Raw genomic sequence first — 1,293 nt, 5'->3', positions numbered from 1 at the left:
CGTAGATGCCGAACAGCAGCGCGATTATCGTCCGGATGTCGAAGGCGCCAGCGGTGCCCGAGCTTTTCGCCATGTCAGTTCCTCGTGTCAGTTCCTCGGCAGAGCCGTCTGCGTGTTATCCGAAGGCGATGTTGAGGGCGATGATCAGGACCAGGGCGATCCCGGCCAGCAGACCCGGCCGCCGGTACCAGCCCGCGTCCTGCCCGCTGGTCGCGGCCTGCCGGCTGGCCCGCGGCGTCAACGAGTACACCAGCCCCGCCAGCTCCGCCTCCGGCTTCGGACGCGTCGCCAACGACACCACCACGCTGACCACTATGTCCACCACGAACGCCACACCCGCACCCACGAAACTCGCACCCTGCCCCGGGAGGTCCAGCACCCCCGACTCCGAGAGCCCGAACACCGCCACCGCCGACACCGTGCCCAGCACCAGACCCGCCCACCCCGCATGCGGGGTCATCCGCTTCCAGAACATCCCCAGGATGAACGTCGCGAACAGCGGCGCGTTGAAGAACGAGAACAACTGCTGCAGGTAATCCATCAAGTTCGAATAACCCGCTGCGATGAACGCCGTGCCCACCGCCGCCAGCGTCGCCCCCACCGTCACCCAGCGACCCATCCGCAGGTAATAACCATCCGCCCGGTCCCGCACCACGTACGACTGCCAGATGTCATAGGTGAACACCGTGTTGAACGACGACAAATTCGCCGCCATCCCCGCCATGAACGACGCCAGCAACCCGGCCAGGGCGATCCCCAGAATCCCGTTCGGCAGCAAATCCCGCATCAACAACAAGATCGCATCGTTGTAATCCACACCCCCGCCACCGGTGCCACCGGACTGCTTGTACGCCGCCAGCTCCGGGATCAGCACCGCCGCGATCATCCCCGGAATGATCACGATGAACGGGATGAACATCTTCGGGAACGACCCGATGATCGGCGTCCGCTGCGCCGCCGACATGCTCTTGGACGCCATCGCCCGCTGCACCTCGACGAAGTTCGTCGTCCAGTACCCGAAGCTGAGCACGAACCCCAATCCGAACACCAGACCCACCACGCTCAGCACACTGTTGCCGAACCCGGTCAACTGATTGCCCGGCCACGCCGACAGCTGCTCGGCGCCCCCCGGGCCCGCCGACACCTTCGCCACCAGACCCTGCACACCGCCGACCTTCACCAACCCCACGATCGTCAACGGCAACAACGCCGCCACGATCACGAAGAACTGCAACACCTCGTTGTAGATCGCCGCTGACAACCCACCCAACGCCGTGTACGACAACACGATGG

The 1,293-nt window shown here is 64.9% G+C and carries 1 protein-coding gene; it reads right to left on the bottom strand.

Translation table 11 applies throughout. From position 1 onward, the window contains the following. Positions 1-115: 115 nt before the first annotated feature. On the bottom strand, positions 116-1,293 hold a 1,178-nt coding region (locus tag ACWDKQ_RS36245), incomplete at its 5' end, for a sodium:solute symporter family transporter (protein WP_450143252.1).

It is taken from the genome of Saccharopolyspora sp. NPDC000995 (assembly GCF_053599315.1).
Note: the sequence above shows the minus strand (reverse complement) of the source record. Positions and strands in the feature narration are given on the sequence as shown.